This is a genomic window from Methylobacterium phyllosphaerae, assembly GCF_001936175.1.
GTDB classification, from domain to species: Bacteria; Pseudomonadota; Alphaproteobacteria; order Rhizobiales; family Beijerinckiaceae; genus Methylobacterium; species Methylobacterium fujisawaense.
Genome location: NZ_CP015367.1, coordinates 1641286 through 1663374 on the forward strand (window position 1 = coordinate 1641286; position 22089 = coordinate 1663374).

General features: G+C 72.7%; 28 protein-coding genes. 12 read left to right on the top strand and 16 right to left on the bottom strand.

Going from position 1 to position 22089, the window contains the following annotated elements; genetic code table 11:
* Window positions 1–27: 27 nt before the first annotated feature.
* From MCBMB27_RS07185 to MCBMB27_RS07195, 3 genes are all read right to left on the bottom strand, one after another.
* Window positions 28–228, bottom strand: coding sequence for a hypothetical protein (locus MCBMB27_RS07185; protein WP_043355950.1), 201 nt, complete (start codon window positions 226–228; stop codon window positions 28–30).
* Between the two features lie 84 nt (window positions 229–312).
* Window positions 313–582: a hypothetical protein gene (locus tag MCBMB27_RS07190; protein WP_043757120.1), complete on the bottom strand. Its 270-nt coding sequence runs from the start codon at window positions 580–582 to the stop codon at window positions 313–315.
* 85 nt (window positions 583–667) lie between these two features.
* Window positions 668–2719, bottom strand: coding sequence for a hypothetical protein (locus MCBMB27_RS07195; protein ID WP_075380137.1), 2052 nt, complete (start codon window positions 2717–2719; stop codon window positions 668–670).
* A gap of 212 nt (window positions 2720–2931) precedes the next feature.
* Here MCBMB27_RS07195 and MCBMB27_RS07200 point away from each other — a divergent pair, with 212 nt between their 5' ends.
* The 3 genes from MCBMB27_RS07200 to MCBMB27_RS07210 all read left to right on the top strand — a co-directional run bounded on the left by MCBMB27_RS07200 (window position 2932) and on the right by MCBMB27_RS07210 (window position 4790).
* Entirely contained in the window at window positions 2932–3960 is a 1029-nt protein-coding gene (locus MCBMB27_RS07200; RefSeq protein WP_043383004.1) for a hypothetical protein, read from the top strand.
* Between the two features lie 79 nt (window positions 3961–4039).
* Complete coding sequence (locus tag MCBMB27_RS07205) at window positions 4040–4288, top strand: hypothetical protein (RefSeq protein WP_043353533.1); 249 nt, start codon at window positions 4040–4042, stop codon at window positions 4286–4288.
* A gap of 148 nt (window positions 4289–4436) precedes the next feature.
* A complete protein-coding gene (locus MCBMB27_RS07210) occupies window positions 4437–4790 on the top strand; it encodes a hypothetical protein (RefSeq protein WP_075380138.1) in 354 nt (117 codons plus the stop codon).
* A gap of 29 nt (window positions 4791–4819) precedes the next feature.
* Here the strand turns inward: MCBMB27_RS07210 and MCBMB27_RS07215 are convergent, their stop codons facing one another.
* The gene (locus tag MCBMB27_RS07215; protein ID WP_043353537.1) at window positions 4820–5047 is read right to left on the bottom strand and encodes a hypothetical protein; all 228 of its coding nucleotides are present in this window, start codon (window positions 5045–5047) and stop codon (window positions 4820–4822) included.
* A gap of 385 nt (window positions 5048–5432) precedes the next feature.
* Here MCBMB27_RS07215 and MCBMB27_RS07220 point away from each other — a divergent pair, with 385 nt between their 5' ends.
* A complete protein-coding gene (locus MCBMB27_RS07220) occupies window positions 5433–5684 on the top strand; it encodes a hypothetical protein (RefSeq protein ID WP_043382995.1) in 252 nt (83 codons plus the stop codon).
* A gap of 51 nt (window positions 5685–5735) precedes the next feature.
* On the opposite strand, the gene MCBMB27_RS07225 is transcribed toward MCBMB27_RS07220, so the two are convergent.
* On the bottom strand, window positions 5736–5978 hold the full coding sequence (locus MCBMB27_RS07225) for a hypothetical protein (RefSeq protein ID WP_075380139.1): 243 nt from the start codon (window positions 5976–5978) through the stop codon (window positions 5736–5738).
* A 479-nt stretch (window positions 5979–6457) separates the two neighbouring features.
* On the opposite strand from MCBMB27_RS07225, the gene MCBMB27_RS07230 reads away from it, so the two are divergent.
* Window positions 6458–6676, top strand: a complete 219-nt coding sequence (locus MCBMB27_RS07230) for a hypothetical protein (RefSeq protein ID WP_210274712.1) — start codon at window positions 6458–6460, stop codon at window positions 6674–6676.
* Between the two features lie 112 nt (window positions 6677–6788).
* Here MCBMB27_RS07230 and MCBMB27_RS07235 read toward each other — a convergent pair whose 3' ends face one another.
* From MCBMB27_RS07235 to MCBMB27_RS07255, 5 genes are all read right to left on the bottom strand, one after another.
* Complete coding sequence (locus tag MCBMB27_RS07235; protein WP_043353543.1) at window positions 6789–7088, bottom strand: PilZ domain-containing protein; 300 nt, start codon at window positions 7086–7088, stop codon at window positions 6789–6791.
* 254 nt (window positions 7089–7342) lie between these two features.
* The gene (locus MCBMB27_RS07240; protein ID WP_043353544.1) at window positions 7343–7525 is read right to left on the bottom strand and encodes a hypothetical protein; all 183 of its coding nucleotides are present in this window, start codon (window positions 7523–7525) and stop codon (window positions 7343–7345) included.
* Between the two features lie 260 nt (window positions 7526–7785).
* Window positions 7786–8160: a hypothetical protein gene (locus MCBMB27_RS07245; protein WP_053608316.1), complete on the bottom strand. Its 375-nt coding sequence runs from the start codon at window positions 8158–8160 to the stop codon at window positions 7786–7788.
* A 126-nt stretch (window positions 8161–8286) separates the two neighbouring features.
* Window positions 8287–8562 (bottom strand): hypothetical protein, encoded by a 276-nt coding sequence (locus MCBMB27_RS07250; RefSeq protein WP_043353563.1) that lies wholly within the window; start codon window positions 8560–8562, stop codon window positions 8287–8289.
* A 239-nt stretch (window positions 8563–8801) separates the two neighbouring features.
* Window positions 8802–9269, bottom strand: coding sequence for a Ros/MucR family transcriptional regulator (locus MCBMB27_RS07255; RefSeq protein ID WP_043353547.1), 468 nt, complete (start codon window positions 9267–9269; stop codon window positions 8802–8804).
* 325 nt (window positions 9270–9594) lie between these two features.
* On the opposite strand from MCBMB27_RS07255, the gene MCBMB27_RS07260 reads away from it, so the two are divergent.
* The 5 genes from MCBMB27_RS07260 to MCBMB27_RS07280 all read left to right on the top strand — a co-directional run bounded on the left by MCBMB27_RS07260 (window position 9595) and on the right by MCBMB27_RS07280 (window position 11155).
* A complete protein-coding gene (locus tag MCBMB27_RS07260; protein WP_425285088.1) occupies window positions 9595–9795 on the top strand; it encodes a hypothetical protein in 201 nt (66 codons plus the stop codon).
* Between the two features lie 34 nt (window positions 9796–9829).
* Window positions 9830–10015 (top strand): hypothetical protein, encoded by a 186-nt coding sequence (locus MCBMB27_RS07265; protein WP_043353550.1) that lies wholly within the window; start codon window positions 9830–9832, stop codon window positions 10013–10015.
* Window positions 10016–10065: 50 nt separating this feature from the next.
* A complete protein-coding gene (locus MCBMB27_RS07270) occupies window positions 10066–10320 on the top strand; it encodes a hypothetical protein (protein ID WP_075380140.1) in 255 nt (84 codons plus the stop codon).
* Between the two features lie 117 nt (window positions 10321–10437).
* Window positions 10438–10671, top strand: coding sequence for a DUF6894 family protein (locus tag MCBMB27_RS07275; protein WP_043353552.1), 234 nt, complete (start codon window positions 10438–10440; stop codon window positions 10669–10671).
* A gap of 58 nt (window positions 10672–10729) precedes the next feature.
* On the top strand, window positions 10730–11155 hold the full coding sequence (locus MCBMB27_RS07280) for a hypothetical protein (protein ID WP_043353555.1): 426 nt from the start codon (window positions 10730–10732) through the stop codon (window positions 11153–11155).
* 242 nt (window positions 11156–11397) lie between these two features.
* On the opposite strand, the gene MCBMB27_RS07285 is transcribed toward MCBMB27_RS07280, so the two are convergent.
* Window positions 11398–12408 carry a sensor domain-containing diguanylate cyclase gene (locus tag MCBMB27_RS07285; RefSeq protein ID WP_075380141.1) on the bottom strand — a complete coding sequence of 337 codons (1011 nt, stop codon included), beginning with the start codon at window positions 12406–12408 and terminating at the stop codon, window positions 11398–11400.
* Between the two features lie 330 nt (window positions 12409–12738).
* Entirely contained in the window at window positions 12739–14766 is a 2028-nt protein-coding gene (thrS, locus tag MCBMB27_RS07295) for a threonine--tRNA ligase (RefSeq protein WP_043353559.1), read from the bottom strand.
* Between the two features lie 415 nt (window positions 14767–15181).
* Here thrS and MCBMB27_RS07300 point away from each other — a divergent pair, with 415 nt between their 5' ends.
* Window positions 15182–16087 (top strand): NAD(P)-dependent oxidoreductase, encoded by a 906-nt coding sequence (locus MCBMB27_RS07300; RefSeq protein WP_053608319.1) that lies wholly within the window; start codon window positions 15182–15184, stop codon window positions 16085–16087.
* A gap of 132 nt (window positions 16088–16219) precedes the next feature.
* Here the strand turns inward: MCBMB27_RS07300 and MCBMB27_RS07305 are convergent, their stop codons facing one another.
* The 3 genes from MCBMB27_RS07305 to MCBMB27_RS07315 form a co-directional block, all read right to left on the bottom strand.
* Window positions 16220–16456 carry a DUF6894 family protein gene (locus MCBMB27_RS07305; protein ID WP_043382977.1) on the bottom strand — a complete coding sequence of 79 codons (237 nt, stop codon included), beginning with the start codon at window positions 16454–16456 and terminating at the stop codon, window positions 16220–16222.
* Between the two features lie 72 nt (window positions 16457–16528).
* Window positions 16529–18448, bottom strand: a complete 1920-nt coding sequence (locus tag MCBMB27_RS07310) for an ABCB family ABC transporter ATP-binding protein/permease (RefSeq protein WP_043382974.1) — start codon at window positions 18446–18448, stop codon at window positions 16529–16531.
* Between the two features lie 85 nt (window positions 18449–18533).
* A complete protein-coding gene (locus tag MCBMB27_RS07315; RefSeq protein WP_043383150.1) occupies window positions 18534–18728 on the bottom strand; it encodes a DUF1127 domain-containing protein in 195 nt (64 codons plus the stop codon).
* Between the two features lie 104 nt (window positions 18729–18832).
* On the opposite strand from MCBMB27_RS07315, the gene MCBMB27_RS07320 reads away from it, so the two are divergent.
* A complete protein-coding gene (locus MCBMB27_RS07320; RefSeq protein ID WP_075381895.1) occupies window positions 18833–20167 on the top strand; it encodes an aminotransferase-like domain-containing protein in 1335 nt (444 codons plus the stop codon).
* 291 nt (window positions 20168–20458) lie between these two features.
* Here MCBMB27_RS07320 and MCBMB27_RS07325 read toward each other — a convergent pair whose 3' ends face one another.
* Window positions 20459–21961 (bottom strand): LysM peptidoglycan-binding domain-containing protein, encoded by a 1503-nt coding sequence (locus MCBMB27_RS07325; RefSeq protein ID WP_075380143.1) that lies wholly within the window; start codon window positions 21959–21961, stop codon window positions 20459–20461.
* Window positions 21962–22089: the final 128 nt, after the last annotated feature.

The window sequence follows — 22089 nt, forward strand, 5'->3', positions numbered from 1 at the left end:
CTCGGGGGCGGGCGCGGGTTGCCTCGCTCAGCGGGCCGGAGGGGTGAGCGCGGCCTGCGTGGTGTGGGTGGCGGTGGTGGCGTCGGCGGGCTCGATCAGCGGCACCGTCGCGGCCGAGAGGATCAGTCCGGCCAGGAACAGGCCGGTGGCGGCGGCGCCGGCGCGGGGGCGCGGCAGGCGGACGGCGCGGCGTTTCGCGGGATGGGGACTTTCGACGGTCCAGGGCATCGCGGCCTCTCCGGGTTCGGGGCGGGCCCTCGGGGCCCTGTTGCCGGATGAACGCCGCCGGGGGGCGGACCGGTTCCCGAACCCTCAGTCGCGGACGACGAGGCGGCGCCCCAGCGCCCCGAGGGCGCAGGCCGCGCAGTAGACCGGCAGGATCAGGCCCGCGCCGTCGAGCCACAGACCGGGCAGGCCCGGCACGAACCCGGCGAGCGCCGCCGCGGCCACGAGCCCCGCCACCACGCAAAGTCCCAGCGAGGCGGCGAGCCGGTCCGGCCAGCCGACCAGCGCCCCGACCACGAGGCCGAGCGCGGCCGCCCCGGCGAGCCCGGGCCAGAATCCGGCGAGCAGCAGCGTCACGGCCGTCCGGCCTCCCTGCGGGCGCGATCGATGCGCGCGGATGGGCGCGGCCCGGCGGCCGGGCGCGGGGCGGAGCGGATGTCCCTCACGGCAGCAGCGCGAAGACGACGGGGCCGGCCGGCCCGTCCGGCCCGGCCATGACCTGCTCCGGTCGGGCGCCGGCCTGGAGGAGATACTCCACCACCGCCTGGGCGCGCAGGCGCGGCAGGTCGGGCGGCGGCTCCTCGGGGGCCTCGGCGGGCTTCTTCGCCGAAGCCTTGCCGTGCGCGGCCGGCTCCTTCCTGGCGTCCTTCTTGGCCGCTTCCGCCTTGCCGGCCTCGGTCTTGGCGTGATCCGGCTTGCCCCGCGTCTTGGGCGTGTCCCCCTTGGGTGTGTCCCCCTTGGGCGTCTCCCCCTTGGGCGTCTCCGTCTTGGGCGTATCCCCCTTGGGGGGCTCCGGCTTGGCGGCGCTGGCGATCTGGGTCGGTGCGGCGGCGGGCGCGCCCTCCCCCGTGGCCGCCGGACCGGCGGCCGGCGTCGGGGTCGGCTTGGCCGGGTCGGCGGGCCCCGAGACGGCGATGCGCAGCGACGGGCAGGTCTTGGCCAGGGCCGCGAGGGCGTCGAGGGTCGGGTAGAAGGCCGGCGTCAGGACCGCGCCCCCGGCGGGGAAACGCAGGTCGGTGCCGGCCAGGGCGGCGGTGAAGTCGGCGCGGCAGGTGGCGGGGTCGCGCCGCTCGGCGGCGTCCCGGGCCGTGACGGTGGCCTGTCCGGTCCAGCCGGGGGGCAGCGCCTCGGCCAGCCGGTCCGGGGTGCGGGCGGCGCCCTCCCGGTAGAGGCTTTCGCCGGTCAGGGTCAGGGCGCGGTCCGAGACCGTGACGGTCCCGTCCGCGAGGTTCGCCACCAGCGGGGCGGCGGCGGCCAGCGCGTCCCCGAGATCCGGCGGGGCGCCGTCGGCGAGGCGGGTGCGGTCGATGACCGGTTCCCGGAACAGGCGCGGGCGCAGGGCGGCGAGCACCCGCTCCCGGGTCGCGGTGTCCGGCAGATGCCCGGTGAGGAGTACGGAATCGGCGGTCCGGCGGATCGCCACCCGGTAGGGCGAGAGCGGCCGCGCCGTGAGCGCCACCGGCCCGGCTGCCACGCCGGCGGGCCGGCCGTCGCGCATCAGCGCCTCGGCGTCCGGGAGCGCCTGCCCGTCGATGGCGTCGCCGGTCACCGAGACCGCCCCGTCCTGGAAGACCACGCGGCCGGACTGGATCAGCTCGGCGAGCTTGAACGCGAAGGCGATGAGGCCCTTCGGGTCGATGGCGGGGTCGAGGCCCCGGGCCGCCAGGAGCCGGTCCTCCACGGCGCCGCCGGCCGCCGCCTCGGTGGCCGCGCGCAGGGCGGCCTCGCGGTCTGCGGCCGAAGGGGTGAAGCCGTCGAGGACGACGCCCCGGCCGGATTTCTCCACGGCGAACCGGTACGCGGCCACCTTGGGCGGCAGGATCTCGATCCGCCCGATGCTGAAGCCCTCCGGCGGGTCCGAGAGCGCCGCCCGCAGGGCCTCGTAGGCCGGCACGTCCAGGGCCTCGCCCGAGAGGCTGAGCACGGTGTCGCTGAGGGCGGCCCGCCCGCCCTTGGCGAGGCCGGAGAGCCGGGCCGCCAGGAACGCGGCCGCGCTGGCGAAGTCCGGCGGCGCCCCCCGGGCGGCCCGGGCGGTGTCGTCGAGGCCTGTGCCGGGATGGAGGGCGCCGGTGATCCGCGCCTCCAGGGCCCGCCGGCCGATCTCCACCGGGCGGCTGCCCTCCAGGGCGATCCGGTTCGGGCCGGTGCGGATCGCCGCCCACTGGAAGGGCGCGGCGGTCTCCACGATGCCGACCTCGGAGACGATGCGGCGGGGGCCGTCCAGGGCCGCGAGGCGGGACAGCACGGTGGCCCGTTCGGCGACGTCCGGCGCCTCGCCGGCGGCCACGAGGTCGCGGCCGCTGGCCTCCAGGCGCAGCCAGGGCTCGCCGGTGGCGGTGGCCGTGCCGGACGCCACCGCCGCCCCCTCGGCCTCGAGCCCCTCGGCGATCCGCGGGGCGGCGTAGAGGGTCGCACTCGCCCAGATCAGCGCGAGGGCCGGCAGGCCGGCGAGCCAGCCGGCGCTGCGCAAGCCTGAGGCGAGGGTTTCGGGCAACGGTACGATCGCAGGTCGGGGCGCAGGTCCGGGCGGATCCGCCGCCGAGACCACACCGCCTTTCCGGCAGCATGAAGGCCGACGGTGCTCTTTCCGCGCCTGCGGCGGGCGTTCCGCGTCGGTGCGCCGCCGGAACCGGCCGGACGCCCCTCTGTTTCTCGGCAACAAATCTGTCCGGCTTTGTCTTCGTCCGCCGGCCTGCGGAGCGTGCCATGCGGTCCATCCTCGCCGCCCTGCTGCTGCCGATCGCCATCCCGGCTTCGGCGCAGAGCCTGTCGGCCACCGCGACGGTGCCGAGTTCGGCCTCGCCGGAGCCGATCACGCCCATCGCCAATCCCGGTCAGCTCAGCCTCGGCGGCGGCACCACCACCGGCCCGTTCCCGACCGTCTCGGCGCAGACCGGCGGCTTGGTGAATGCCGGCCAGCTCAGCTTCGGCAGCGCGGGCGGCGGCGGCCGCATCGGCGCCTCGGGCGGGCGGGCGGCCGGGCAATCGGCCGGGACTGCCATCGGCACATCGGCCGCGGGATCGACCGGTGCGGGCCAGCTCGGAACCTTGGGCTCGGCCGCGACCGGCGGCGCAGGCGTCTCCGGCTCCAGCCTCCGGACCGGGGGGACGATCGGCGCCAGCGGCCTGCGCAGCGGATTCGGCACCGCGTCGCGTTCGGGGCTGGGCGCGTCACCGGGGAGCACCCTGTCGCTGACCAGCGGCACGATCGGTCTCGGTGGCGGGTCTGGCCTCTCCCTGGGCCTGGGATCCGGCGGCACGACCCGCACGGGGCAGACGACCGCCCTGACGGGCGCGGGCTCCCTCAACGGTCTCGGCAACGGCACCGCCACGGGGGTCGGCTCTGTCGGGACATCGGGAACGTTGCTCCCTGCGGCTGCGTCGGCCGGCCTCGCAGGCGGGACCGCCGACGCGGCCGCGATCGGAGCGTCCGGCACCACCCTGTCCAGCGTCGGGCCGTTCGGCGTGTTCGGGCTCGGGACCGGCGCGACCGTGAGCCCGGGCGCCTCGATTTCCGGAGCGGCCGGCGCGGGGGGCGTCGGAACGGGCGGGGCCGGGATCGTCGGGGCGAGCGGGCTCCGTGCGGACGACCCCGCACAAGCGGCCCGCACGCTCCCGTCCGGCGGAGGGGCGTTCGGCGGGGCCGGCATCGGCGGTGCGGCGGCCGCGCCGGTCCGGACCGGCGACCTCTGCGGCGATCCCCTGGCCGAAGCCTGCCTCGGCGGCGGCTTCTGAGCGCCTCCCGGGCCCGGAACCGGGCCGAACCGATGCCGTTCATCCTGTTCCGGCACCTGGGCCGGGACAGGAGGCAGAAATGAGCGTCATTCTGGGCCGCGTCTCTTTCGCGGCCGTTCTCGTTCTCGGCGTCTCGGGCGCAGCCCTGGCGCGCGATGCCGGCCCCAAGGCGCAGGGCGCCCATGGCGCGACAGGCCTGCACGGGATCGGTTTCAACGAGCCGAAATTCCGGTCGCACCTGCAGACCGGCAAGAATCAGCCCTATACGTGGCCGGTCAGCGACCGCTATCGCCCGGTCTCGCAGCCCTATTACGGTCGCGCTTACTGAGCCGCCCGGAGACCGCTCCGTCGAATGGATGAGTGGCGCCGCGTCGGCCCCCGCGTCACACAGGGGCCGGACCGGGGCCTGTCATCGGGATTGGCGGGCACAGGCGCGGCTTTCCGTGCCGTGCCGGCTTCCAAGCCTGGAGAGTGTGATGCATCCGCTGACCCGGCTCGTCGTCGCAGGCCCCATCGTCGCTCCCCTCGTCGCCGCCTCCCTGCCGGGATGTGCGGGCGAGTTCGCGCCGACGGCTCCGGTTCCCGGCATGGCCCTGACGCAGCCCGATCCGGGGATGGCCAGCGGCGCTCCCGCCCCCGTCCTCCCGGCCCAGCCCGCACCGGTCGCGGCGGCGCCGGCACCGGCGCCCGTCCAGGCCGACCCGACCGGGGGGCGCCGACGTCCCCCGGGGCTGGGGAGCGGATTTTCATCCCTCGAAGGGCGGCTTCCGAACCAGCGCACCGGTCTGCGACACCCGCACGTGGTGCGCGACATCTGCATCGGCTGCTGATCGTGACTGCAAGACCCGCGTCGCCCCGGCTATTGCAGGGATCGCGAACGGGAATGCGCCTGGATCCAGCGCGGTGAGAGGATGTCACCGGCCTCGGTGATGATCCACGGCCGGGCGTCGTCGGAGGCGATCGCCTCGAGCGCAACCGCGAGGGCTTCGCGCAGCGTCGCGAACGGGCGCCCCTCCGCGGAACGACCGGTCGCGCGTGCGGGCCAGATGGTGAGTTCGGCCCTTTTGTCGAGATCGGAGGGCGTCATCGGCGCATCCGTGATGCTTGGCATGGTGTGTGGGTCTACCGGGCCTGTGTGACGGGCATCTGGCGCCGGAGGCCGCCGATCCGGGTGCGCCCGTGCGGCGGCGACGAACCATCCGGCGCCCGGATCAGAAATTAAATGATGCGCGCGTCCAAGTTATATTTGAGAACCGGCCAATGGAAGTTTAGTTCATTTGCATCGAATGCATGGGCATTTAATTGTCGCCCTGCTCAGGCCCCCCGGAAAGCCCGGGAACATTGCAAAACCGTGCCGTCGTGGCGATATGGTGCAATGCGAAAAACGCATGCCGCATCGCACAAATCCGTGGTCTCATGCGCTGGTCGATCGCAATCCGCGGTCGACGCTGCGATCGAAACGGAGACGCACCATGCGCACGATCCTCATCCTCGCGTCGGCCGCGCTCACCTCGGCCGCCTTCATCGGCCCGGCCGCCGCCGACGACCACCTGCACCTGACCCCGCCGCTCTATCGGGAGCAGGCCCGGCCTGCCCAGCAGATCCGTGCGATCCACGACCTGACCACCACGCCTCAGCCCGTGGCGGCGCCGGCGACCGTCAGCCGGACGGTCTCGGCCCTTGGCCGACCGATGGTCCAGGCCTCCGTCGAGGCGAGTCGCTGAGCCCGCCGCCGGAGACGGAGCGCCCCGGGCGCCTCTGTCTCCGGCCCTGACTCAGACGATGTGCAACGCCTGAGCGGCTGCCGCCGGCGATACGCCGCGACGGATCAAGCGCCGCGTCCGCGCCCGTTGATCGCGTTCGGCACTGAGGGCGGCTCCGGCCGCCCGATATCCCTCGAGCCACAGTTCCGCCCAGGCATACTGCATCGCCATCACGAGCAATGCGGCATTCTCGGCCTGCTGCAGGCTCAGCCGCAGGCCCTCATCCGCCAGGCGGCCCACCTCCCCGTACATCATTGCCAACTCCGCGTCCGAAGACGGCCGGCAGCGCCGCGACGGGCCGCCCGCCCACGCGCCCAGAGACCGGGCGCGGATGGCTCTGTACACGTCCTGCACGGCGTCATCGCGGCATCGAGCGCCTGCCCGCGGGTGCGGGCGGGATCGGCCGAATCGTGAAGCGCGTCGATGAGCTCCCGATGGCCCTGCGGGCCTGTGCGAGGCCGGTCCCGGCGAAGGCGCGCGTCCGGGTCGGACCCGCCTGGCGACGCATCCCCGCCCGGGCGGGCCGGCCGCACGAGCACGGAGGTCCAGGGATCGACCGTACCGTGCAACGACCGGTCGGATCTCGGTTTCGCGTCTCACGGGCGAATCCCGTGCGTCGGTGGGCCGATGATGGCCTGCCGCTCCGTGTTGAGGGCCCGCCCCGCGCGGAACGACGCGCCGGGGCCCCGTGTCTCTCACGATGGCGGGAGGCGCGATGCGGGACGCGCCTCTATATGGGAGGTGAGAGCAGGGAGAGAGACGTGTTCACCGTCAAGGGGATTGATCCGTCCGGGCGCGTCATGACGTTCGCCTGCGGGACTGACGAGCAAGCCATGGAGAAGACCTGGGAACTGGCCCGGCGCGGCTTCCGCGAGATCACGGTCGCCGACCCGAAGGGCAAGGAACTGTCCGCGGCCGCCTTCGAGCGCTCTCTGAACATCGATTGGGACTGACGCGAGCCGGCTCCACGGTGCCCCGGCGCGCCGACCGGCGCGATGATCCGATGCGAAGGGCCACTTCGGGCCGCGCGGCCTCGCTGTTGGGCGGACCGGCCTTCGGCCGCCTTCAGGCCCGCTCCAGCTCGTGAAGCATCGTCCAGCCGCCCGACCGAGCCGTCTCGGGGACGTCCGCGGTTGCCCCGATCTCGTCCGCCTTGCGCCAGATGGCCTGGCAGACGAGGATCTCGTTGCTCGCGTCGATACTGAGGATGAAGCGATCCGGCACGATCTCGGTGTCCGGAAGCGCGATCCGCACGCCGCCGGCCGACCGATCGTAGACGATGCAGGGCAGGCTTCGATGCTCGTCCACCGAGATGCTGCCGGTCTCGTTCAGGATCGTGCGCGGAGCGCTGCGTCGTTCGAACATCACCGCCTCGACAAACCTCTGTCCGACAGGATCGGACACCCGGGTTCAGACAGGGTTTGCGAAATGCATCGAATTGTCGGGATGCCCGCCGAACTGTGAATTCAGCGGGCTTCGGGCGCGGTGCGATCGGGCGACCGCGTGGCCTGTGCCGCGCCGGCCGCCCAGTAGAAAGGGGGGCGATGAAGCCGTGACCGGCGGGTCGGGCTCGTCTGCGCCGCACCGGTCGCGGCTTGCGTATCGATCCGGTGCCGGTCCTAGCCGGTGACGACCTCGACGAGGGTGGTGAGAAAGCCCAGGGCGACCGCGCCGATGCCGCTCATGAAGGCGACATCCCACCCGGCGAATTCCTTCGACTGGGGCGCGCGCATGAAGGCGAACAGCGTGACGGCAGCCCCGCATAGGACGAGGGCGAGGGCCAGATAGAGCGGTCGGGACATGGCGTTTCCTTCTCCGCCGGTCTCGCGGCCCTTGGGGCTCTTGTACGGACGAGTGCGACCGGCTTGATCTGTTCAGTTTCATCCGTCGTCAAAACATGACAGACGAAGAACGGGCGAACAAGATCATAATCTGTTCTGCATTGCGGAACATAAAGTCGGTCTGCCGCCCTCATCTGTTCTGGGCGCGGGCCTCGTGGAAGATCTGTCGCGAGGGCTGTCGATGTCGTGGGGGCTGAGCGCAGGGCCGGCCCCCAGCGGGCTCAGTCGATGAAGACGCGGACGCCGTCTGTATTCAGGATCTCGCGTTGGTCGGCGCACCATTGTTCCGCACCCACCGCGGCGATCTCCTCCGCGACGCGCCGGCCTTCCGCGGCGATGACGGTCTGCGCCTGCCGGTGGCCGAGGGAAACGTCGAGTGCCCGGCGGACCGTGCGGGACAGGCCCTCGGAGACCGCATCATCGACGGTGTAGAACTTGCGGCAGTAGAGAACGATGCCGGCTTGCGCGCCGACGATCCGCACAAGACCCGCGATCGTCTCGGTGCGCGTGGCGTCCTTCTGGTCTTCGGCCGCCGCAGCCGCGGCGGGCAGGACGGCCGCGGCCAGTAACGCGGGGAGCAGAAGAGCACGAGTCATCCGGAGGCTTTCCTTCGGTCCGGGACCGGACCACGCCTCTGGAACGCCGCAGCGGGCGGACAGTGCCCGCGCATCCGCGCGGCCCTGTGGGCTCGTTTCGCGGGCGCACCCGCGAGAGCCCGTCGCTCACTTCCGGGCGGCCATCATGTCATGGGTCAGGACGGTCAGCTTGCCGATCAGGTTGCTGATGTCGGAGCCCTTGCAGGACCATTGCGTGCCGATCGCCTCGCCGTCCGCCGAGACGGAGACCACCGCCACCGAGCGCAAACGGCCCTCGCGGGCCAGCGCCAGCTGATCCTGCAACACGGCGATGATCGACGCGGTGTCCTCGTCCGCGACCGCGGGCGCGATATGCGCCGGGAACGGCACGACCGAACTCGTCATCGTCTGCTCTCGCTTCATCTCGCCGAACCCCTCGGTAACATCCCTGGGCTCCGGCGTGCGCATCAGCTTTGTGCAGAGTGTGGCAGCTTGTCCGTGTCCTGCGATGTCTTGGAGGCGTGTGGCGGTGATGCAACGGTTTCGGTGCGTTCCGGCGGCCAAAGGCTGCGGGCCGTTCCGGCCGCAGCGGCGCGATGCGCGTGGCTCCGCGGAGCGTTGCGGGGGCGCCCCGCACGGGGCACCCCCGGAGATGTCCGCCTTCAGGCTGCCTTACGGCCCTTGCGCTCACGCTCGGCCATGGCGCCGGGCTGGCCCAGGCCGATCGCCTTGGCGAGGGCGGAGCGCTGCTCGGCGTAGCTCGGGGCGACCATCGGGTAGTCGGCCGGAAGGCCGTAGCGGTCCCGGTAGCTGCGCGGATCGAGGCCGTGGCTGGTCAGGTGACGCTTCAGCGTCTTGTAGGTCTTGCCGTCGATGAAGCTGACGATCCCGTCCTGCCGGACCGACTTGCGGATCTGGGCCGCGCTCGGCTTCTCGATATCGGCCTGGGGCGCCGCCCCGGTCTCCGGCGTCAGGGTCCCGGCGACGAGCCCGCTGATCGCGCCGTGCACCCGCGCGATCAGGGCCGGCAACTCCGAGGCCGGAACCGGATTGTTCGACACGTAGGCGGCGACGATGTCGCCCGCCAGCTCGATGAAATTCGAGTTGGGCCCTGTGGTTTCCTCTGTCACTGCAAGATTCCTGATGTGCCCCTCACGAGGGATCTGCTACTTTTGAGCGCTGAATGCAAGTTACAAAAGCGTTTGGCGCGGGGCATCCTGCGGATGACTGGCGTGCGCGCGGCGGACAGCTGGAAGGTAGATCTGGCAATCGGCGATGGAGAACTTTCTTGCGCGGCCCGGCGAAGCCTATCGACTGCGGTAGTGTTTCCACTCTGCGGAACGACCAGAAGGCGAGTCTCGCGGCTTCGGAGCTTGCGCGTCTCTGTCGGCCGGGGGCTGCATCGTCTTCTGCGGTGACGCGGCGGCCGGGGCGTGGCATGGCGCGGCCATGCTGATGCTCGTGCTTCTCATCGCCCTGCTGGCCGTCGTGGTCGTGATGATCGTCCTCCGGCGGTGGACCGGGCGCCTCGCTTCGCTCGCGACGCTGCTGGCCGGAGCGATCGCGGTTCTGTGGCTCGCCGAGGTCGGACTGCTTCCGGGCACCCAGGGGCCGCTGACGGCGCAACGCCCCCTCGTTCCGGGGCTCGACCGGTAACGGTCCGGTAAGCGTGCCGGCGCGAGCATGGGCCATGCCCACGCTCTCCGCCCCGCGCCTGCTCACGTTCCTGGTGTCGGCCGTGTTGATCGGCCTTGCCGTCGCCAGCCTGTACACGCGCATCCCCATGGTCGGTAAAACGGTCGTGGCGCACCGGCAATGGTTCTTCATCGGTGCCTACGTCCTGCTCGCCCTTGGGGTGACCACACGCAGCCTGTAGGCGAGCGAGCCGTCGGCCTCGCGATCGCCGGCTGCGCCGAGGAGACCGGAATGACCCTGAGGACCACCTTCCTCGTGCAGCCGTTCGAGCTGCATCGGAAACGCCTGCGGCCCGCCCGTCAGGAGCCCGCCCAGAGCGAGTTCGGCGCCCTCAAGAAGGCGGAGGCGCTGGCCGCCCGCATGCCGGGCGCGGCGGCCCTCAAGATCGTCGCGGACGACGAGACCGGAGAACTGGAAGGCGTGACGATCATCGGCCAGTTCGGGGAGGTTCCGGACGATTTTGCCGAGACTCTCCTGGGGAACTGATTCCGGCCGCGTCTCGGGATGCGACACGGAGGACCGCGCAGTGCGGCCCGCGGGAAACTACGTAGAAACACCGGCGGTCGATACCTGCGCGCTTCCGCGCTCGCTGAGCCCGCATCCGTGCCCCGCTATTTCATCGATCTCCACGACGGCGCCAACCTGATTCGCGATCGGGACGGCTTCGATCTGCCCGATCTTGCCGCGGCGCGGGCGAAGGCGGTTCGATTGCTGACCCGGGTCGCGCAGGGGCTGACCGATCCGGTGCAGCGGCAGGACTACGTCATCGCCGTGCGCGACGAGCAGGGCGCGGTCCGCCTGCGGCTGCGCCTCTCCTACGATGTTGAAACCGGCTGACGGTGCGCCCTCCGGCGCGGTGTCGGAGGCCGGCACGGGTCCAAGACAGGGGCATCACATGCGACGTTCGACAGGTCCGGCCCGTGCCCTCGCGGCAGCGCTCATGCTTCTCGGCTCGGCCGGATGGGCGACGGCGCAGACCGCACCGCCCCCGCCGGCGGGCACGGCTTCGGCCACGGCCGACAACGCCGTGATGCTGACGGTCTTCCTGCGCCACGACCAATCGCGCCCGCTGGCGGACCTGAACGCGCAGCTCGCCCGGCAGGGATTCTACAAGGCCTTCCCGCCTCCGGGCATCGAGGTCGTCTCCTGGACCGTCGTCATGGGGATCGGGCAGATCATCGTGCTGCGGCTGCCCGCATCCCGCCTGCGCGAGGTCAACCGCGTCCTCGAGGACACGGCCTGGGGCGCGTATCGCACCGAGTTCTACCCGACCTACGATTACAAGGCCGTGGGCCTCGGGGAGCACGAGAAGGCGCGCTGAGCGCCTCCCCGCCTGCAGGTCCGGCGGCTCCGCTCAGACGAAATGCGCCGGCAGGGACAGGGCCTGCGCGTACAGGGTCAGCGCGATGGCGCCACCCGCCAGGGTGAGGGCCAGGGTGATGCGGTTGGTCCAGCTCATCGTTGATCTCCCTCAGGCTCGCGACTGTCTTCGCGGTATGGGGAAGAGATAAGCCCAAGCTTTCGCGGCGGGCGTGTTCCGCGGCACATCGGGGTGCGGCCGCCTCAGGCCGGGGCTCCGCGTCCGGTATCCGTCGGCCCGAGAATCAGCGCTTCGTCCCACAGGCACGGATGGCCGAGCCGCTTGGCCGTGTACATCGCCGCGTCGGCCCGCTCCGCCAGGGCCTGCGCCCGCGTGGCGTGCAGGGGTGCGCAGGCCACGCCGATCGCGGCGCCCACGCGGATCGGGGATCCCGCACCGAGATCGTAGGGGGCGGCGAGGCGCGCCTGGAGGTGCAGGGCGAAGCCGAGCGCCGGCGCCGGCGCCGCGTCGCCCAGGAGGATGGTGAACTCGTCGCCCCCGAGCCGCGCGGCGATGTCTGCCGCCCCCAACCCCTCCCGGAGGCGCTCGGCCAGCTGCCGCAGGAGCGCGTCGCCCATGGCGTGACCGTGACGGTCGTTGACCGGCTTGAAGCCGTCGAGGTCGATGGACAGCAAGGCGCAGGGCACGCCGTCGCGGCGCGCCAGGGCCCGGTCGAGCCGGGCCGCGAACAGGTAGCGGTTCGGCAATCCGGTCAGCGGGTCGTGGTGGGCCATGTAGCGCAGGAGCGACTCCGTCCGGCGGCGCTCGGTCACGTCCTCCCACAGGGCGGTCCAGCCGCCGCCGGCCTGCGGGTGCAGCGTGCGCGCGATCTGGCGCCCGTCCGGAAGCGTCTGCACCACCGCATCGGTCGTGCCCCGGGCGCGGAGCCGCCGGCACGCCGCCCAGAGCCCGTTCGGATCCCGGTCGGACGGGAGGGGCCCGGCCGCGCTCGCGGCATCGACCTCCCGGGCATGCAGGCCGGGCCGGATCCGGTTCGCGGCCGACCCGAAGAGGCGCCGGAACCCGTCGCTCATGAACAGCAGCCGGTCGGCGGCATCGAACACGCACAGGCCGTGCGGCAGGGAATCCAGGGCCCGGACCAGACCGGGTCCGAGGGTGCGTCCGCGGCCGAGGCCGTCCTGGCGCCGGCCACGGACAGCCCGAGGATAGCGCCGCGCCAGCTTCATCGCCGCCCTGCCCACCCGCGCCGTCATGGCCATTCCCCCGAAGCAACCCGACCACGTCGCGCGGCCGCCGGATCGAGCCGGCTCGGAAATTAATCCCTTGTCCTCATAGAATGGGATTCCTTTCGCCAACCTTGACGAAATCAATTCGCGTTCAACGATCCTTGGCGCGGTCGCACCATCCGGAAGTTGAGACGGTCGCGTGGATGCGCCTCAAGACTGTCCAGAGCCCCGGACGAGGTCCCGGCGCGCGGATGCCGGCCGTCGGCCAAGCCGGTTTCCGCGTCCGCCCGGCGGCGCAGGCCGGGCGGGTCGATCCGGCCGCCGCGCGATCCGCGCGGCGGCGCGATCACGGCGCGATCACGGGGCGTCGTGCACGCCGTGATGGCCGTCGAGGACGGTGTCGCTGGTCGGGACCGTCTCGGCCACCGCCTGGGCGCGGCGGATATCCGGGGCGGTCGCCTCCGCCACGAAGGCCGCCACGGCCTCGGTCAGAGGCAGGGTGCGGGTCTGCTGGCTGCCGAGCCGCCGGATCGAGACCGTCCGCTCCTCCGCCTCGCGCTTCCCGAGGGCGAGCAGGACCGGCACCTTGGCCAGCGAGTGCTCGCGGACCTTGTAGTTGATCTTCTCGTTGCGGAGATCCGCCTCGACCCGCAGCCCCGCGCGCTCCAGGGTCCGGATGACGTCCCGGGCGTAGGCGTCGGCCTCGCCGGTGATCGTCGCCACCACCACCTGCACGGGCGCCAGCCAGAGCGGGAAATGCCCGGCGAAATGCTCGATCAGGATGCCGGTGAAGCGCTCCATCGAGCCGCAGATCGCCCGGTGGACCATGACGGGCGGCTTCCTTGCGCCGTCGGCGTCGATGTAGAAGGCGCCGAACCGCTCGGGCAGGTTGAAGTCCACCTGCGTGGTCCCGCATTGCCAGTCGCGGCCGATGGCGTCGCGCAGCACGTACTCGAATTTGGGCCCGTAGAACGCGCCCTCCCCCGGGTTCACCGCGGTCTTGATCCGGCCGGCCGACTGCTCCTCGATCTGGGCCAGAACCCGGGTCATCACCTCCTCGGCATGGTCCCAGAGGGCGTCGGAGCCGACGCGCTTCTCGGGCCGGGTCGAGAGCTTCACGACGATTTGGTCGAAGCCGAAATCCGCGTAGGTCGAGAGGATCAGGTCGTTGATCTTCAGGCACTCGTCGGCGAGCTGGTCCTCGGTGCAGAAGACGTGGGCGTCGTCCTGCGTGAAGCCGCGCACGCGCATCAGCCCGTGCATGGCGCCCGACGGCTCGTAGCGGTGCACGATCCCGAACTCGGCCATGCGCAGGGGCAGGTCGCGGTAGGATTTCAGGCCGTGCTTGAAGATCTGCACGTGGCCCGGGCAGTTCATCGGCTTGAGGGCGAACCAGCGCTTGTCCTCGGCCTCCTCGCCGGCCGACTGCGCGGCGAACATGTTCTCCCGGTACCAGCCCCAGTGGCCGGAGGTCTCCCACAGGGCCTTGTCGAGGATCTGCGGGGCGTTCACCTCGGCGTAGTCGCCGCGCAGGCGGCGGCGCATGTAGGCGATCAGCTCCTGGAAGATCGTCCAGCCCTTGGCGTGCCAGAAGACGACGCCCGGCCCCTCCTCCTGGAAGTGGAACAGGTCCATCTCGCGGCCGAGGCGGCGGTGGTCGCGGCGCTCGGCCTCCTCCAGCCGGTGCAGGTAATCGTCGAGGTCGGCCTGGCTCGCCCAGGCCGTCCCGTAGATGCGGGTCAGCATCGGGTTGTTCGAATCGCCCCGCCAATAGGCGCCCGCGACCTTCATCAGCTTGAAGGCGGTGCCGACCTTGGCGGTCGAGGTCATGTGCGGGCCGCGGCAGAGGTCGAACCACTCGCCCTGCCGGTAGATCTTCAGATCCTCGCCCGGCGGGATCGCGTCGACCAGCTCGACCTTGAAGCCCTCGCCCTTGCCGGCGAACAGGGCGCGCACGTCCTCGCGCGTCCAGACTTCCTTGGTGAAGGGAGCATCGCGCGCGATGATCTCGCGCATCTTCGCCTCGATCTTCGGGAAGTCCTCGGGCGTGAACGGGGTCTCGCGATGGAAGTCGTAGTAGAAGCCGTTCTCAATCACCGGGCCGATCGTGACCTGCGTCTCCGGCCAGAGCGCCTGCACCGCCTCGGCGAGCACGTGGGCGCAATCGTGTCGGATCAGCTCCAAGCTGCGCGGGTCGGTGCGGTCGAGGAACTCGATGCGGGCGTCGCCCGCGATCGGGTCGTCGAGGTCGGCGACCGTGCCGTCGAGCGCCATGGCGACGGTGCGCTTGGCCAGCGACTTGGCGATGCCCTCGACCACGGCGCGGCCGGTAGTGCCGGCGGCGATCTCCCGGGTGTTGCCATCGGGGAAGGTGAGGATCGGCATGGTTCGAGCGTCTCCGGGCTCAGTCCTGCATACGCGGCAGGTAAGCAATTTCGGGGGAGCGGCCGTGTAGACCGATTTCTCGGGCGAGGGAACAACGGCGCGGCGCAACTCCACGCATCCCTGGCCCCCGTCCGCCGTTCCGGTGCGCCTGATCCCGCGCGGCCGCGCTGGAGGGCGGGACGCGAGCACAGGGAATTCGGGTCCCCTCTCCCGCACGGGAGAGGGGGCACGGCGCGGGTGTCCCGACCGGAGCAGCCTCCGGAGCCGGGTCCCGCTGCGCGGCCCCGGGATGACGCGCGTTCCACGAATGCCGGAGACGGGGCTGGAAGACGGCCCCGTCCGGCGACATGCTGGCGCGGCGCCTCCCCCCGTACGGACGGGCGGGCGGCCGGACACCCGGAACAGGGACACCCGCATGGCCGCGCGCTTCGCCCTCCTCGGCCTCGGCGCGATGGGGCATCCCATCGCCCGCAACCTCGCGGCCAAGCGGGACTCCGACGCCGAGACGCTCGTCGCGATTGATTGCGATCCGCGGCGCCTCGCCGGTCTCGACACGCCGGGGCTCGTCGCCACGACCGATCCTGGTCAGGCCGCCGGCGCCGACGTGCTGTTCCTGTGTCTGCCGGACGGCGACGCGGTCGAGGCGGCGCTCTTCGGCACCGGCGCCTTGGCGGAGCGCCTCGCCCCCGGGGCAGTCGTGGTCGACCTCAGCACCATCGCCCACGCCAAGGCCCTGGCGATTGGCCGCGCCGTGGCGGCGACCGGGCGCGCCTTCGTCGATGCGCCGGTCTCCGGGGCGCCGGCCGGTGCCGAGGCCGGGACGCTCACCGTGATGTGCGGCGGCGAGGCCGGGGCGGTGGCGCGGGTGCGCCCGCTGCTGGCGCGGATCGGCACGACCATCCTCGCTATGGGGCCGGCCGGGTCTGGCCAGCTCACCAAGACGATCAACAACGCGCTCTACGACATCAACATCGCGGCGCTCGCCGAGGTGCTGCCGATGGCCGTCGCCCTGGGGCTCGACCCGGATCAGGTCGCCCAGGTGGTCACCACGGGCACGAGCCGAAGCTACGCGGCGCAGTTTTTCGTGCCGCGCATCCTCCAGGGCCGCTTCGACGAGGGTTATCCGATGGGGGCGGCCTACAAGGACCTCGTCGCCGCGGCGGCGATCGCCGCGGAGAACGGCTTCCCGATGCCGGTCACCGCGGCCGCCACCGTCACCTACCAGACCGCCCTGCGCCAGGGACACGGCGACCGGGACAAGGGCGCTATGGTCCTGCCGTTCGAGGCGCTGCTCGGGGTCCGGGTGCGGTCGCGGTCCTAGGGGATCGCCCCGGCGGAGCGGCCGCGAAGGAGGGCTTCAGGGATCGCGCGCCCGGCCGGAGGCCTCCTTCGCGGCCTTCGCCGCGCTCCGGCACCGCGGGACGCGGGCGCGGATGCGAGGCATCCCGCGGGATCAGGGCAGCTCCAGCACGTCCTTGAGGGGGACCACCGCCAGCACCGCACCCGACGCGTCGGCGATCTCGAAGGACTGGCCGGCCAGCACCGCGCCGTCGACGCGCTGGATCTCCAAGAGCGCGCGGGCGGAGCGCTCGGCCTCGGCGCGGGCGGCGTCGAGGTCGGCCAGGTCAGCGCCGTCGAGATCCTCGATCAGCCACTGGCCGTCACGGATGTGGAGATAGAAGTGCGGCATGTCCGGCAAACGGCCGCTGCCGCCTCCGGTTGCACCTGGGCCGCTCGGCACGGTCCGCTTGTGTCCGCCCGGTCACTCCGCGGCTTCGGTCTCGGGCAGGGCCGCCTGCCCGGGCCGGGGCGCCACCGGTGCGTCGGCGCGCTGCAGAACCTCCAGGGCCGCATCGGCCTCCCGCTGGCGGTCCCAGAGCGCCGCGTAGACGCCCCCGGCCTCCAGCAGCTCCGCATGGGTGCCGCGCTCGACGATGCGGCCGTGGTCGAGGACCAGGATCGCGTCGGCGTTGACCACCGTGGACAGCCGGTGGGCGATCACCAGGGTGGTGCGGCCGCGGCTGACCCGGTCCAGCGCCGACTGGATCTCCGCCTCCGTGAAGGAATCGAGCGCCGAGGTCGCCTCGTCGAGCACAAGGATCGGCGGCGCCTTGAGGATGGTCCGGGCGATGGCGACCCGCTGCTTCTCGCCGCCCGAGAGCTTCAGGCCGCGCTCGCCCACCGGCGTGTCGTAGCCCTCCGGCAGGCTCGAGACGAAGCGGTCGATCTGCGCGAGCCGGGCCGCCTCGCGCAGCTCCGCGTCGGTGGCGTCGGCCCGGCCGTAGCGGATGTTATATCCGATCGTGTCGTTGAACAGCACCGTGTCCTGCGGGACCATGCCGATGGCTGCCCTCAGGGATTCCTGCGTCACCGCCGCGATGTCCTGCCCGTCGATGCTGATCCGCCCGCCCTGCGGCTCGTAGAACCGGAACAGCAGGCGCGAGAGCGTCGACTTGCCCGCCCCCGAGGGCCCGACCACCGCCACCGTCTGGCCCGCCGGGATCGCGAAGGAGACGCCGCGCAGGATCGGCCGCTCCGGATGGTAGGCGAAACGGACATCCTCGAACCGCAGCGTGCCGCCCGCCACCGCGAGCGGCGCGGCGCCCGGCCGGTCGGCGATCTCGGGGTTCTGCCCGAGGATGCGGAACATGTCGTCGATGTCGATGAGCGCCTGTTTGATCTCGCGGTAGATCATGCCCATGAAGTTGAGGGGCATCGAGAGCTGCACCAGCATGGTGTTGGCGAGCACGAAGCCGCCGATCGTGGTGCGCCCGGCCAGGATGTCCCGGGCGGCGAGCCACATCACCACGGTCATGCCCAGGGTGAAGATCACCGCCTGCCCGGCATTGAGCACCGCCAGGGACACGTAAGTCTGCGTCGAGGCCTTCTCGTACCGCGCCATCGACTCGTCGTAGCGGGCGGCCTCGCGGCGCTCGGCGCCGAAATACTTGACGGTCTCGTAATTGAGCAGCGAATCGACCGCCTTGGTGTTGGCGTCCGTGTCCGAGGCGTTCATCCGGCGGCGGATGGCGATCCGCCACTCGGTCGCCTTGTAGGTGAAGGCGAGATAGGCCGCGACCGTCACGAAGGCGGTCGCCGCGTAGGTCCAGCTGAACTCGTAGGCCAGCACGCCGAGCACCAGCACGAACTCGACGATGGTCGGCACGAGCGTCAGCACCATCAGGCGCGACAATTCCTCGATGCCGGCGCGGCCGCGCTCCAGCACCCGGGTGAGGCCGCCGGTCTTGCGCTCCAGGTGGAAGCGCAGGGACAGCCGGTGCATGTGCTCGAAGGTCTGGAGCGCGAGGCGCCGCACCGCATGCATCGCCACCTTGGCGAACAGACCGTCGCGCACTTGGGTCAGCGCCGACATGGCGATCCGCGAGACGCCGTAGAGGGCGATCAAGAGCATCGGCGCGGCGAGCAGCCCCGTGGGCACCGGTGCGTCCTTGCCCCCCACGGCAGCGACCAGCGCGTCGGTGATCCACTTGAAGGTGAACGGCGTCACCATCGTCACCAGCTTGGCGGCGAGCAGCAGGCCGAAGGCCAGGAAGACGCGGCGCTGCAGGTCGGGCCGGCCATGGGGCCAGAGATGCGGCCAGAGCCGGCGGTAGGTGGCGATCAGGCCGGGGCGCTCGGCCGGGAGAGGCGGCCCGGCCTGAGGCGCGGTCTTGTCGGTCATGCGGGTTCTGTCGGGAGGGAATGCTGAGTCCCGCATATAGGCGCGGGGCGGCGCGGGATCACCCGCGCTGCGCGCAGGGCACCCGTCACGCCCGCCAGAACGGCTTCGCGATCTCGATGCGCAGCGCCCACGGCTCCAGGCCGGCATCCCGGGCCTGATCGGGGTGGAGCGCCGCGAGGGCACGCCGGGTGCGGATCCGATTCAGCCACGTCCGGAGCAGGGACGGGCGCGCGGCGGGGCGGCGAAGGGCGGGTGACGAAGACAATGTGACGGCGGGCATCGCGGTCGATCCGGTGGCGGGGATGCAGTCCGGCCGGGATTGCTGGCGGAGCATTGATCCGATACACATCTCGGATCAATCGAAACATTGATCTCGGAGCAATGATGCGCGCCGCGGATTACCGCTCCGTCGCCGACGCGATCGCCGCCGACATTGCAGCGGGCCGGCTGCGCCCCGGGGCGCGGCTGCCGCCGCAGCGGGACTTCGCCTACGCCCGGGGCATCGCGGTCTCGACGGCGAGCCGGGTCTACGCGGAACTGGCCCGCCGGGGGCTGGTGACCGGCGAGGTCGGGCGGGGCACCTATGTCCGCAGCGATCCGGGGCAGGCCGGCCTGCTCCGGCCGGAGCCGCCCGCGGCGGCCCTCGACCTGCAGCGGACCCATTCGCGCCTGCCAGAGCAGGAGGCGGTCCTGTCCGAGACCCTGGCGGCGCTGGCCCGCAGCGGCGCCGAGATCGGCTTCAGCCAGTACGGGCCCGCGGGCACGCCGCGGGCGCAGGCCGTCGCCGCCGGGTTCCTGGCCCGGGAGGGCTACGCCCCCGATCCCGCCGATATCCTGTTCACCGGCAACGGCCGGCAGGCGCTGGCCGCCGCCCTGGCGGCCCTGGCGGCGCCCGGCGAGCGGATCGGCTGCGAGCCCCTGACCTATCCGGGGGTGAAGGGCATCGCGGCGCGGCTCGGGATCACGCTGATCCCGCTGGCGATGGATGCCGAGGGTGTCTGTCCCGAGGCGCTGCTCCAGGCCCACCGGGCGACCCCGCTGAGCGGCGTCTATCTCCAGCCGACCCTGCACAATCCCCTCGGCGCCACGATGGGGCCGGCGCGGCGGGCCGCCCTGGCGGAGGTCCTGGATCGCACCGGGCTCATCGCCATCGAGGACGCGGTCTACAGTTTCCTGGCCGAGGCGCCGCCGCTGGCCAACCTCGTGCCGCACCGGGTGATCTTCGTGGACAGCCTGTCGAAGCGGGTGATGCCGGCCCTGACGGTCGGCCTGATCGCCGCGCCGCCTGCCCTGACCGACCGGCTCGCCGCCTCCGTCCGCCAGGGGGCCTGGACGGTGCTCGGCCTGTCGCTCGCGGCCGGCATGCACTGGATGGCCGGGGGCTCGGCGGCGGCGCTGGCCGAGGCCAAGCGCCACGATGCGGCGGCCCGGCAGGCTCTGGCCCGGGCCGCGCTCGCCGACCTCCGGGTGGTGGGCGATCCGCAGGCCTACCACCTCTGGCTGGAACTGCCCGAGACGTGGCGGGCCGAGGCCTACGCGGCCGCGGCCCTGCGCCAGGGCATCGCCCTCCTCCCGGCCTCGGCCTTCGCGGTCCATCCCGGCCACGCGCCGAACGCGGTGCGCCTCGCCCTGGCCTCCCCGTCCCGCGCGGACCTCGACGGGGCGCTGCGCAGCCTGCGCCGCCTGGCGTTTGCGGGCGACGATCAGGTCGTGGAGTGAGGCGGGTCTTGGGACGGCGCCGGTGCCCGGCTCTGCCCGGGCTGTGCCGCCCGCGGTCACGGCGGTGCGCGTGACGACGGTTCGGCGGCATCGACCGGAGGCGGTCCGGGCGCCTTGCGCGCGGGGACCCGTCCCGTCCCTGGGCCTCGCCCTGATTGGCGATCAGGATTCTGGAGCCCTCCTGCGAGGCCCGCGCGCGCGGGCACCCCAGGACGAGGTCGTGGTCTGGAGCTCCGGCGTTTCAGGCCGCCCCGGCGGCCCTGAGGACGGTCGGGCAGGCCCCGAAGCCGCTCAGCCGCGCTTGTCGGCGGGGAGCACGAAGATCTGGCCCGGATAGATCAGGTCCGGATCGCGGATCTGGTTCTGGTTGGCGTCGTAGATCACCGTGTAGCGCTCGCCCCGGCCATAGGTGCGCTGGCTGATGCGCCACAGATTGTCGCCGCGGGTGATCCGGGCCGTGCTGATCTCCGGCACGAACACCGTCCCGGCCCGGTTCGGCCCCGCCATGTCGGCCACCAGGGGGCTCGCTCCGGTGGCCGGGGGCGAGGCCGCGGCCGGCCGGTCCCGATCGGCCCCGTCGCGGGCGTCGCCGGCCCGCGCGTCCGGGGCCCGCGCCCCGTCCTGGGCGGCCGAGGGCGCAGGCTCGGCGGGTTCCCGGGCGGCGAGCTGCGCCGGCTCGGGCACCGACAGGGGCACCGCCGCGCGGCTGGCGACCTTGCCGGTGGCCGGGTCGACCTCATCGATCCGCACTTGGTACTGGCCGGACTTGAGACCGCGCCCGATGGTGAAGGTCGCCCGGCCGTCCGGTCCGATGCTGCCGGGGGCGATCAGCGTGTCGTTGAGGTAGAGCTGGATCCTGGCTCCCGGCGTACCGGTGGCCGTCACGAACAGGCGGCCGTTCCCCTGCACGTCCACGCTGACGATCCGGGTCGGCGCCGACCCGGGCGCCGCGGCCTCGCGGGTCTCGCCGCTCCCGGCCGGCCGCGCGGCCTGCGCCGGGTCGGCGGGCCTGGAGCCGGGCTCGGTGCTGGGCTGAGAGCCGGGCTGAGAGCTGGGCTTGGATCCGGCCCTGCCATCCGCCTTGCCTCCCGCCTTGGCGTCGGCCGTCGCGCCGGGGGCGCCGGGCTGCGACAGCACCACGGTCGCGGCGTCCGGGGCGGTCAGGGCCACCAGGGGCTGGCGATCCCGGCCGGGGGCGACATCCACCGCGACGCTCTGCTGCGACTCGGTCGCGCGCCCGTCCTTGCCGGTCATGCGCAGGCGGAGGGTGCTGGCCCCCGCCGGCAGGGCCGGCGGCACGATCGCGAACTGGCCGTTGGCGTCGGCCTTGGCCCGGGCCACCGGCCTGCCGTCGACCAGCATCTCGATCCCGGCATCCGGCGCACCGCGGCCGGCCACCACGGCGTCGCCGTTCGGCTCGACCCGGACGATGTCGAAGCGCGGCGCCTCGGCGGCGTCCGGCAGGCGCGCATCCGGGCTTGGGCCGGCCTGCGGCGCTCCGGGTGCGGCGGCGCGGGGATCCTGCGGGCGGGCGGCCATGTTGCCCGCCCCCGGCGCCGGGCTCGCCCGGCCCGGCTTGTCGTCGCGAAAGTCGATGGTCGGGTCGGGGCGACCGGCCACGGCGCCCGGATCGGTCAGGCCGCGCAGGCTGGCGCTCGGCGCGGGGGCGTCCGGAACGGGACGGCCGGTGAGCCGCCGCAGGGAATCGCCGCCGAACAGCGCCAGCACGAGTCCCAGTCCGCCGAGAAGGCCGGCGAGCGCCAGGGCGAGACTGCGCCGCACCTGTCTCGACATCGCCACGAAGGCCTCCCCTGATCCTGCCGCCGCCCGTCGGGCCGCCCCGCGCGAAAACCGTCGACGGCGCCGCCCATAATACCGTACATGGTCCTGACACCAAGCCGTCCCGCCGTCCAGGCGGGCGA

What these genes read in the sequence shown, in the direction of transcription:
- MCBMB27_RS07185 (WP_043355950.1), bottom strand. Translation starts at nt 228, where the DNA reads ATGCCCTGGACCGTCGAAAGTCCCCATCCCGCGAAACGCCGCGCCGTC.
- MCBMB27_RS07200 (WP_043383004.1), top strand. Translation starts at nt 2,932, where the DNA reads ATGCGGTCCATCCTCGCCGCCCTGCTGCTGCCGATCGCCATCCCGGCT.
- MCBMB27_RS07205 (WP_043353533.1), top strand. Translation starts at nt 4,040, where the DNA reads ATGAGCGTCATTCTGGGCCGCGTCTCTTTCGCGGCCGTTCTCGTTCTC.
- MCBMB27_RS07210 (WP_075380138.1), top strand. Translation starts at nt 4,437, where the DNA reads ATGCATCCGCTGACCCGGCTCGTCGTCGCAGGCCCCATCGTCGCTCCC.
- MCBMB27_RS07215 (WP_043353537.1), bottom strand. Translation starts at nt 5,047, where the DNA reads ATGACGCCCTCCGATCTCGACAAAAGGGCCGAACTCACCATCTGGCCC.
- MCBMB27_RS07220 (WP_043382995.1), top strand. Translation starts at nt 5,433, where the DNA reads ATGCGCACGATCCTCATCCTCGCGTCGGCCGCGCTCACCTCGGCCGCC.
- MCBMB27_RS07225 (WP_075380139.1), bottom strand. Translation starts at nt 5,978, where the DNA reads ATGATGTACGGGGAGGTGGGCCGCCTGGCGGATGAGGGCCTGCGGCTG.
- MCBMB27_RS07230 (WP_210274712.1), top strand. Translation starts at nt 6,458, where the DNA reads ATGGGAGGTGAGAGCAGGGAGAGAGACGTGTTCACCGTCAAGGGGATT.
- MCBMB27_RS07235 (WP_043353543.1), bottom strand. Translation starts at nt 7,088, where the DNA reads ATGTTCGAACGACGCAGCGCTCCGCGCACGATCCTGAACGAGACCGGC.
- MCBMB27_RS07240 (WP_043353544.1), bottom strand. Translation starts at nt 7,525, where the DNA reads ATGTCCCGACCGCTCTATCTGGCCCTCGCCCTCGTCCTATGCGGGGCT.
- MCBMB27_RS07245 (WP_053608316.1), bottom strand. Translation starts at nt 8,160, where the DNA reads ATGACTCGTGCTCTTCTGCTCCCCGCGTTACTGGCCGCGGCCGTCCTG.
- MCBMB27_RS07250 (WP_043353563.1), bottom strand. Translation starts at nt 8,562, where the DNA reads ATGAAGCGAGAGCAGACGATGACGAGTTCGGTCGTGCCGTTCCCGGCG.
- MCBMB27_RS07260 (WP_425285088.1), top strand. Translation starts at nt 9,595, where the DNA reads ATGCTCGTGCTTCTCATCGCCCTGCTGGCCGTCGTGGTCGTGATGATC.
- MCBMB27_RS07265 (WP_043353550.1), top strand. Translation starts at nt 9,830, where the DNA reads ATGCCCACGCTCTCCGCCCCGCGCCTGCTCACGTTCCTGGTGTCGGCC.
- MCBMB27_RS07270 (WP_075380140.1), top strand. Translation starts at nt 10,066, where the DNA reads ATGACCCTGAGGACCACCTTCCTCGTGCAGCCGTTCGAGCTGCATCGG.
- MCBMB27_RS07280 (WP_043353555.1), top strand. Translation starts at nt 10,730, where the DNA reads ATGCGACGTTCGACAGGTCCGGCCCGTGCCCTCGCGGCAGCGCTCATG.
- MCBMB27_RS07285 (WP_075380141.1), bottom strand. Translation starts at nt 12,408, where the DNA reads ATGACGGCGCGGGTGGGCAGGGCGGCGATGAAGCTGGCGCGGCGCTAT.
- thrS (WP_043353559.1), bottom strand. Translation starts at nt 14,766, where the DNA reads ATGCCGATCCTCACCTTCCCCGATGGCAACACCCGGGAGATCGCCGCC.
- MCBMB27_RS07300 (WP_053608319.1), top strand. Translation starts at nt 15,182, where the DNA reads ATGGCCGCGCGCTTCGCCCTCCTCGGCCTCGGCGCGATGGGGCATCCC.
- MCBMB27_RS07305 (WP_043382977.1), bottom strand. Translation starts at nt 16,456, where the DNA reads ATGCCGCACTTCTATCTCCACATCCGTGACGGCCAGTGGCTGATCGAG.
- MCBMB27_RS07310 (WP_043382974.1), bottom strand. Translation starts at nt 18,448, where the DNA reads ATGACCGACAAGACCGCGCCTCAGGCCGGGCCGCCTCTCCCGGCCGAG.
- MCBMB27_RS07315 (WP_043383150.1), bottom strand. Translation starts at nt 18,728, where the DNA reads ATGCCCGCCGTCACATTGTCTTCGTCACCCGCCCTTCGCCGCCCCGCC.
- MCBMB27_RS07320 (WP_075381895.1), top strand. Translation starts at nt 18,833, where the DNA reads ATGCGCGCCGCGGATTACCGCTCCGTCGCCGACGCGATCGCCGCCGAC.
- MCBMB27_RS07325 (WP_075380143.1), bottom strand. Translation starts at nt 21,961, where the DNA reads ATGTCGAGACAGGTGCGGCGCAGTCTCGCCCTGGCGCTCGCCGGCCTT.